This is a genomic window from Enterobacteriaceae endosymbiont of Donacia bicoloricornis (genome assembly GCF_012567955.1).
Taxonomy (GTDB): Bacteria; Pseudomonadota; Gammaproteobacteria; order Enterobacterales; family Enterobacteriaceae.
In genome coordinates, this window is sequence record NZ_CP046186.1 from 394,934 (window position 1) to 403,450 (window position 8,517).

An 8,517-nucleotide genomic window follows, 5' to 3' on the forward strand; every position below is an offset into this window, starting at 1 on the left:
GTATTAAATAAGTTAAAAATATTTAAATCTTATTAACAAAATAATAAAAATTTATATTTTAATCAAAATTAAATAATTAAAATATTATTTTATTAGGATTTATTTATGAAAAAAATACGTAATATAGCTATTGTTGCACATATAGATCATGGTAAAACTACATTAATAGATAAATTATTACAAGGATCTGATAATTTTAAAACCACTCCTGTAGAAAATAATATAAATAGAATTATGGATAGTAATGAATTAGAAAAAGAAAAAGGAATAACTATTTTTTCAAAAAATACATCTATTTTTTGGAAAAATTATAAAATTAATATTATTGATACTCCAGGACATGCAGATTTTGGAGCTGAAGTAGAACGTATTTTATCAATGGTAGATTCTGTATTATTATTAGTAGATGCTATTGAAGGTCCTATGCCTCAAACAAGATTTGTTACATCAAAAGCTTTTTCATATAATTTAAAACCAATAGTAATAATAAATAAAATAGATAGAAAATTTATTAGACCAGATTGGGTTATTAATAAAATATTTGATTTATTTATTGATTTAGATGCTTCAGATGAACAACTAGATTTTCCTATAGTATATACTTCTGCACTTAAAGGAACATCTGGTTATAATATAAATAAAATACAACAAAACATGGATGTCGTGTATAAAACTATTATTAAGCATGTCCCTTCTCCTAAGGGAGATATTAATCACCCATTTCAAATGCAAATATCTCAAATAGAATATAATAATTATGTAGGGAATATATGTATTGGTTTAATCAAAGAAGGACAAATTAAAAAAAATCAATATGTAACTATTATAAAAAAAAATAAGAAATTTAAAAAAGTTAAAATTTTACATATTATATTTAATATAGGATTAAAACCTATATATAGTGATATTGCTAGATTTGGCGATATTGTTGGTATTGCTGGTTCAGGATTTGAAGATATAAGTATTTCTGATACTATTTGTGATGTTAATTATCATATACCTTTACCTATATTAAAAATAGAAAAACCTAAAATAGGTATGTTATTTCATGTAAACGATTCCCCATTTTCTGGAATGGAAGGAGAACATGTAACATCTAATAAAATATTTAATAGAATTAAAAAATTTTGTTTAAATGATGTTGCTTTAAAAATTACAAAAACAAAAAATAATAATACTTTTTACGTTTCTGGTAGAGGAGAATTACATTTAGTTATTTTAATAGAAAATATGAGAAAAGAAGGATTTGAATTATCTGTATCTAAACCACAAATTATATCTAAAATTAAAAATGGTAAAGAACTAGAACCATTTGAAATATTAACTTTAGATTTTAATCAAAATAAAAAAGGTAAAATAATACAATTAATTAATCATAGAAAAGCAATTATAAATAATATTATTTTAAATAAAAATAATAGAATAAAAATTGAAGCAATTATTTCAAGTAAGGGTTTAATTGGTTTTCGTAGTAAATTTATAAATTTAACTTCAGGTAATGGTATAATGAATTCTTTTTTAAGTCATTATGATATTAATAGATATAATATCATTACAGATAGAAATTATGGAGTTTTAATTTCTAATAAAGAAGGTTATGCTGTTGCTTTTTCTTTATACAATTTACAATCTAGAGGTAAATTACTAATTAATCCAGGAGAAAAAGTATATGAAGGACAAATAATAGGAATACATAATAAATTTAATGACCTTGTTGTAAATTGTTTAATTAATAAAAAATTAACTAATATGAGAGCAGCAGGTAATGATAATCCTATTAATTTAATTTCTGTAAAAAAAATGTCATTGGAGGAAGCAATAGATTTTATTAATAATGACGAATTAGTTGAAATTACACCAAAAACAATTCGTATTAGGAAAAAATATTTAAAAAAATCCCAGCGTAAACTCAAAAACTATAAAAATATTAAAAAATAATTATTGGAGCTGGGGGGATTCGAACCCCCGTCCAAAATTATTACACTTTCGGAACTACATGTTTAGTTTTATAATTTGGAAAATTAGTAATATTTACTGATAAAACACAGTTTAATATTATATAGTCTAATAGTTTTTTTAATATATAATTTTTAAACTAATTATATACGATCTCTTTTATTTATGACCTATTTACTCTTATCAAAGAGCAAATAATAAGCAATAGGGCTTTTACAGTTTTTTATGCTGCTAAAGCGTAGTTTTCATTATTTGCAACTATTTTATACGGTTTTTTTACAAGGCCTACCGTTCCTTGACATGCTCCTAGAGTTTTATAACTTTGTCAAATCCATAATCAGCCCCATAAAATTTTAAATATTTTTTTTTAAAAAACGTAATTTATTAAAATTCCATTCTTTATTTTTTAAAATATTTCTTTTATCATACTTTTTTTTACCTTTAACAACAGCAATTTTTAATTTGCACCAAGATTTTTTCCAAAAAAGTCCCATTACAACAACTGTATAATTTTTTAAACTTATGTAATTTTTTAATAATTCTATTTCTTTTTTTTTTAATAATAATTGTTTTTTTCTGTTAATATCATATTTTGTATGATTACAAACTGTTATTATTGGATTAATATTTAAATTAAATACAAATACTTTATTATATAGAAAACTTATATAACTATTAATAATAGTTACTTGTTTTAGTCTTAAAGATTTAACTTCCCAACCTTGTAAAACAAGACCTGCATTTAATTTTTTTTCAATAAAAAAATTATAAAAAATTTTTTTATTGAAAATAATATATTTTTTTTTTCCATTATAAAATATTTATACAATAAATATTGTAAATTATAATAGATTTATATAATTATTTCAATATTTTATAAAATAAAATATATATTTTTTAAAAAAATATACTTTCTAAGCTATATTTTATTAATTATTTGATAAATTTTTAATATTTTTTGTTATAAATAATAATATACTATTATTTAGAATAAATATGTTTTGTTAAAATTTTATATAAAAAACTTATATAAGGATAATATATGAAAAATGATCAATTACCAAATAATACAGAAAAAAATAATATAGAAAAAAAAGAGAATAATAATAATAAATTAAATAATTTAAAAAAAAATGATAATTTAAATAATGAAAAAATTATAAATAAATATGAAAAAAAAAATACTATTGAAGATTTAAAAAAAAAAAATGATAGTTACAAATTTGAAATTATTAAACTTAAAAATAAAATACAAGAACATAAAAATAATATATGGGATTTAAAATTACGTTCTCAAGCTGAAATTGAAAATATTAAACATAGATCTTTGTTGGATATAGAAAAAGCTTATAAATTTTCATTAGAAAAATTTATTAATGAGTTATTACCTGTAATAGATAATTTAGAAAGAGCTATTAATTTTAAAATAAAACAAAAAAATGAAATTAATTTATCTATAATAGAAGGTATTAAATTAACTTTAAAATCTCTTCTAATATTAATTAAAAAATTTGGTGTTAGTGTTATAAATGAAGTTAATATTCCTTTTGATCCTTCTAAACATCAAGCAATGTCTCTTATTGAGTCAAATAATATTAAAGAAAACTATATTATAGAAGTTTTACAAAAAGGATATTTTCTTAATAAAAGATTATTAAGACCAGCTATGGTTATAGTATCAAAAATTAAAAAAATTAAAGATAAAAATTAACATTTATTATAAAAATATGTTCATATATTATAAAATAATTTATGAACATATTTATTTATATAAATATATTTTAATAATTTATAAAAGATAAGGTATTAATAAATGACTAAAATTTGCCAAATAACAGGTAAAAAAACTATAAAAGGCAATAATCGTTCTCATGCAATGAATGCTACTAAAAGAAAATTTTTACCAAATATTCATTATCATAAATTTTGGTTAGAAAAAAAGAAAAAATTTATAACTATAAGAATATCAGCAAAAGGAATAAGATTAATAAATAAAAAAGGTATAGAAAATATTTTTTTATATAAAAAATTAAGGTAATTTTATGGCAAAAAAAACGCGTTTTATAATAAAATTAATTTCATCAGCTAAAACTGGTCATTTTTATACCATAACTAAAAATAAAAAAAATACAAAGAAATTAGAAATTAAAAAATTTGATCCTTATGTTAGAAAACATGTTTTATATAAAGAAAAAAAAATTAAATAGAATTTATTTCTATTAAATAAATTATTAATCAATAATGTTACTTTTTATAATTAACTATTATTGATTAATTTTTTTAAAAATTTTATTCAAATATTTTAAAATTTTTAAATTTTTTTTTAAATTTTTCTACGCGACCTTTTGTATCTGTTATTTTTTGTTTCCCTGTATAAAAAGGATGACATAAATAACAAACATCTAAATTAAATTCTTTATTATTTTTTAAGGTTGATCTAGTATTAATAATATTACCACAAGAACATTTCATAGCAATTTTATTATATTGAGGATGAATATTTTTTTTCATAAATTACCAATAATATTTTTTTAAAAACTATTATTTATTTTATAAATATATTCTTTTATTACAAGGTAATTTTATAAAAAAATAAAAATTTTAAATTATGAAAATAGTTAAAGTAGCATTTAATAATATTATTATGTATAATAAATTTGATTATTTGTTACCTAAAAATATACCAATTTACATTGGATGTAGAGTAATAGCATCTATAAAAAAAAAAAATTATATAGGTATAGTAATCAAAATAGGAAATTTTTCTAAAATATCTATAAAAAAATTAAAATTTTTATATAAAATTATAGATAAAAAATCACTTTTTAATTCTTTAATTTTAAAATTTGCAAGTACAGTTTCTAAATATTATAAATATCCTATTGGATTAATTTTATTTCAAATATTACCAATTTTTTTAAGAAAAAAAAATAAATATATTTTTAATTTAAAAAATAATTTAGAATTTAATAAAATTATTAGAATAAATAATAATAAAATAATAAAATTTTATAACTTTAAAAGCAAAAAAAATTTAAATTTTAAAAGCAAAAAAAATTTAAATTTTTTTAAAAAAAAATATTTTCAACAAAATTTTTGTGTTTGGACTACAAAAGATAATATTATTTCTCTGGAGAAAATAGATATTTATTTAGAGATTATAAAAAGAATTTTATCTCAAAAAAAACAAATTTTAATAATAGTACCTCAAAAATATAATTTTCTAAATTTATATCAATATTTTATATCTAAGTTAGATATTTTAATCTGTTTATTGTATTCAAATTTTTCAAATCAAAAAATATTATCAATTTGGGAAAATATAAAAAATGGTAAAATATCAATTATTATTGGGACAAAATTTACTATTTTTACACAATTTTTAAAATTAGGATTAATTATTTTAGTTGAAGAACACAATTTTATATATAAAAAAACAAATATATTTAAATATAATATAAGAGATATTGCTATTTTAAGAGCAAAAATAGAAAATATTCCAATAATATTAAGCTCTAAAACATTTAGTTTAGAAACATTATATAATATTAATATAGGAAAATTTAAACTATTATCTAATAATAATAAACAAATATTATATAAAAATTTTTTTAAGTTTAAAATATTAGATATAAATAAACAAATATCAAAATCACAATTATTTTCTAAAATTTTAATAAAAAAAATACAAGTATGTATTGAAAATAATGAACAAATTATCATTTATAATAATCATCAAGGTTATTCAAAATTAATTTTATGTTTTTTTTGTAAAAAAACATTAAAGTGTATTAATTGTAATAAAAATTTTATTTTTTATAAAAAATTATGGAAACTATATTGTATTTTTTGTAAAAAAAGCATTAGTATGTTGAATTATTGTTCTTCATGTAAAAAAAATTTTTTTATCCCAATTGGTATTGGAAATGAAAAATTAATTGAAATTTTAAATAAATTATTTCCTAATATTTTAATTTTAAATATTGATAATAATAATTTTTTAAAACAAATTTTGTTTATAAAAAATAATAAACCATCTATAATAATATCTTCTCAGATTTTATATAAAGAATATTTTTATTTTTTAGAAAATAATTTAATTATTATTTTAAATATAGATAATGTTTTTTTTTCAAGAAATTTTCGAGCAATAGAATATTTTTCTCAAAATATTTTTAATATATTAAATAATCATTTAGATAAAAAAAAAAAAGATGTCATTATTAAAACATATTATCCGCAAAATAAAATTATTAAAAAAATTTTTAAAAAATATAATACATATTCTGATATATCAGATTTTCTTCTAAAAGAAAGAAAAAATATGTTATTACCTCCTTTTACTAATCATATTATTCTAATATTAGAATCTAATAATAAAAAAATTTTACTAAATTTTTTAGATATTTTAAAAAAAAAAATCATTTTTAAATATATAAATGAAAAAAATTTTTTTATTATCGGACCTTTATCATTAGCACAAAATAAAAGAAAAAAATTTTTTAGAAAACAAATTATTTTACAACATATTTTTAAAAAAAAATTACAAATTATTATAAAATACATAATTTCTATTTTTAGAAAAATTATTAATTCTAATAAAATTAAATTAATAATTAATATAGATCCAATCTGATTTATATTATTAAAATAAAATTATTTAATATTTTATATTTAAATAAGGTAAATATTTTATGTCTAGTTTTAATAAATTTGATGTAATAGTAATAGGTGGAGGACATGCTGGAACAGAAGCTGCTATTGCTAGTGCAAAAATGAAAAAAAAAACTCTCTTAATTACAAATAATATAGATACAATAGGACAAATGTCTTGTAACCCAGCAATAGGAGGAATTGGTAAAAGTCATTTAGTAAAAGAAATAGATGCATTAAATGGTGTAATGGCTACTGCAATTGATTATTCTGGAATCAATTTTAAAATACTTAATAGTAGTAAAGGAGTTGCCGTACAATCAACAAGAGCACAAGCAGACAGAGAAATATATAAATCCCAAATTAAATTACTTTTAAACAAAGAAAAAAATTTATTTATTTTTCAACAAGAAGTGAAAAAAATCATAATTAAAAATTATAAAATAATAGGTATTATTACTAATAATAATGATATTATTAATTCAAAAATTATAATTTTAACTACTGGTACTTTTTTAAATGGAAAAATTTTTATCGGATTAAATAATAAATTTAATGGAGGTAGAATTAATGATTCTTCATCTATAGAATTAGCAAATTTTTTAAATGAATTACCTTTAAAAAAAGGAAGATTAAAAACAGGTACTCCTCCACGTCTTGACAAAAGAAGTATTAATTTTTCTAAACTAGAAATACAAAATAGTGATATCCCCTTACCTTGTTTTTCTTTTATTGGGAATTCTAAACAACATCCTAGACAACAATCTTGTTATATTACATATACTAATAAAGATACACATCAAATAATAATAGATAATATTATTAAAAGTCCAGTATATAGTGGATTAATTAAAAGTAAAGGACCTAGATATTGTCCGTCTATTGAAGATAAAATTATAAAATTTCCTAATAAAGATAAACATCAAATATTTTTAGAACCAGAAGGTATATTTAGTCATGAAATTTATCCTAATGGAATTTCAACTAGTCTTCCTTTTGATATGCAATTAAGCATTATTAAATCTATTAAAGGTTTAGAAAATGCATATATTACAAGACCAGGGTATGCGGTTGAATATGATTTTTTTGATCCTAAAGGATTAAAACCTACAATGGAAAGTAAATTTATAAAAGGATTATTTTTTGCAGGACAAATTAATGGAACTACTGGTTATGAAGAAGCTGCAGCGCAAGGATTAATAGCTGGATTAAATGCTTCGCTTTTAATTGATAAAAAACAAAATTGGTATCCATTAAGAAATCAAGCTTATATTGGGGTACTAATAGATGATTTATGTACTTTAGGGACAAAAGAACCATATCGAATGTTTACTTCTAGAGCAGAATATAGATTACTTTTACGAGAAGATAACGCAGATATAAGATTAACAGAAATAGGATATAAGTTAGGTTTAGTTGATAATTTACGTTGGAAAAAATTTAATGAAAAATTAGAAAATATTGAAAAAGAATATCAAAAAATTAGAAATTTTTATATTAATATTAATGATAAAGAAAATATTAAAAAAATAAATTTTTTATTAAAAAATCCTATTAAAAATAATATAAATGGTATAAATTTATTAAAACGTTCTGAAATTAATTATTTAGATTTAATAAAATTTAATATTTTTAATTTTAAAGTAAAAAATTTAGAAATTATTAAATATATTGAAACAGAATTAAAATACCAAGGGTATATAAAAAGACAAGAAAAATTTATAAAAAAATTCAAAAGAAACGAAAAAATATTAATACCAGTAAATATTAAATATATTAATATAAAAGGTTTATCAAATGAAGCAATAGATAAATTAAATTTATATAAACCTTTTAATCTTGGACAAGCTTCTAGAATTTCTGGTATAACACCTGCAGATATTTCAATACTTTTAATTCATTTATTGA

The 8,517-nt window shown here is 18.2% G+C and carries 8 protein-coding genes and 1 other RNA gene; 6 read left to right on the forward strand and 3 right to left on the reverse strand.

The features are described from left to right. The first annotated feature begins 105 nt into the window (after window positions 1-105). The gene (gene typA / locus GJU03_RS01950; RefSeq protein WP_168919001.1) at window positions 106-1,938 is read left to right on the forward strand and encodes a translational GTPase TypA; all 1,833 of its coding nucleotides are present in this window, start codon (window positions 106-108) and stop codon (window positions 1,936-1,938) included. 1 nt (window position 1,939) lies between these two features. Here typA and ssrA read toward each other — a convergent pair. Together ssrA and smpB are read right to left on the reverse strand one after the other, a co-directional pair. Continuing rightward, window positions 1,940-2,301: a transfer-messenger RNA gene (ssrA, locus tag GJU03_RS01955) on the reverse strand. An 8-nt stretch (window positions 2,302-2,309) separates the two neighbouring features. Then, window positions 2,310-2,777: an SsrA-binding protein SmpB gene (gene smpB, locus GJU03_RS01960; protein WP_168919063.1), complete on the reverse strand. Its 468-nt coding sequence runs from the start codon at window positions 2,775-2,777 to the stop codon at window positions 2,310-2,312. Window positions 2,778-2,998: 221 nt separating this feature from the next. Between smpB and grpE the strand changes: the two genes are divergently transcribed. The 3 genes from grpE (at window position 2,999) to rpmG (ending at window position 4,163) form a co-directional block, all read left to right on the forward strand. Further along, window positions 2,999-3,667: a nucleotide exchange factor GrpE gene (gene grpE / locus GJU03_RS01965; protein WP_168919002.1), complete on the forward strand. Its 669-nt coding sequence runs from the start codon at window positions 2,999-3,001 to the stop codon at window positions 3,665-3,667. A 102-nt stretch (window positions 3,668-3,769) separates the two neighbouring features. After that, a complete protein-coding gene (gene rpmB / locus GJU03_RS01970) occupies window positions 3,770-3,994 on the forward strand; it encodes a 50S ribosomal protein L28 (RefSeq protein ID WP_168919003.1) in 225 nt (74 codons plus the stop codon). A gap of 4 nt (window positions 3,995-3,998) precedes the next feature. Continuing rightward, window positions 3,999-4,163, forward strand: coding sequence for a 50S ribosomal protein L33 (gene rpmG / locus GJU03_RS01975; protein WP_168919004.1), 165 nt, complete (start codon window positions 3,999-4,001; stop codon window positions 4,161-4,163). Window positions 4,164-4,245: 82 nt separating this feature from the next. Here the strand turns inward: rpmG and rpmE are convergent, their stop codons facing one another. Continuing rightward, complete coding sequence (rpmE, locus tag GJU03_RS01980; RefSeq protein ID WP_168919005.1) at window positions 4,246-4,467, reverse strand: 50S ribosomal protein L31; 222 nt, start codon at window positions 4,465-4,467, stop codon at window positions 4,246-4,248. A 97-nt stretch (window positions 4,468-4,564) separates the two neighbouring features. Here rpmE and priA point away from each other — a divergent pair, with 97 nt between their 5' ends. Then, a complete protein-coding gene (gene priA / locus GJU03_RS01985; protein ID WP_168919006.1) occupies window positions 4,565-6,592 on the forward strand; it encodes a replication restart helicase PriA in 2,028 nt (675 codons plus the stop codon). Window positions 6,593-6,650: 58 nt separating this feature from the next. Next, window positions 6,651-8,517 (forward strand): tRNA uridine-5-carboxymethylaminomethyl(34) synthesis enzyme MnmG (gene mnmG, locus GJU03_RS01990; RefSeq protein ID WP_168919007.1); only part of this gene is annotated, 1,867 nt, incomplete at its 3' end.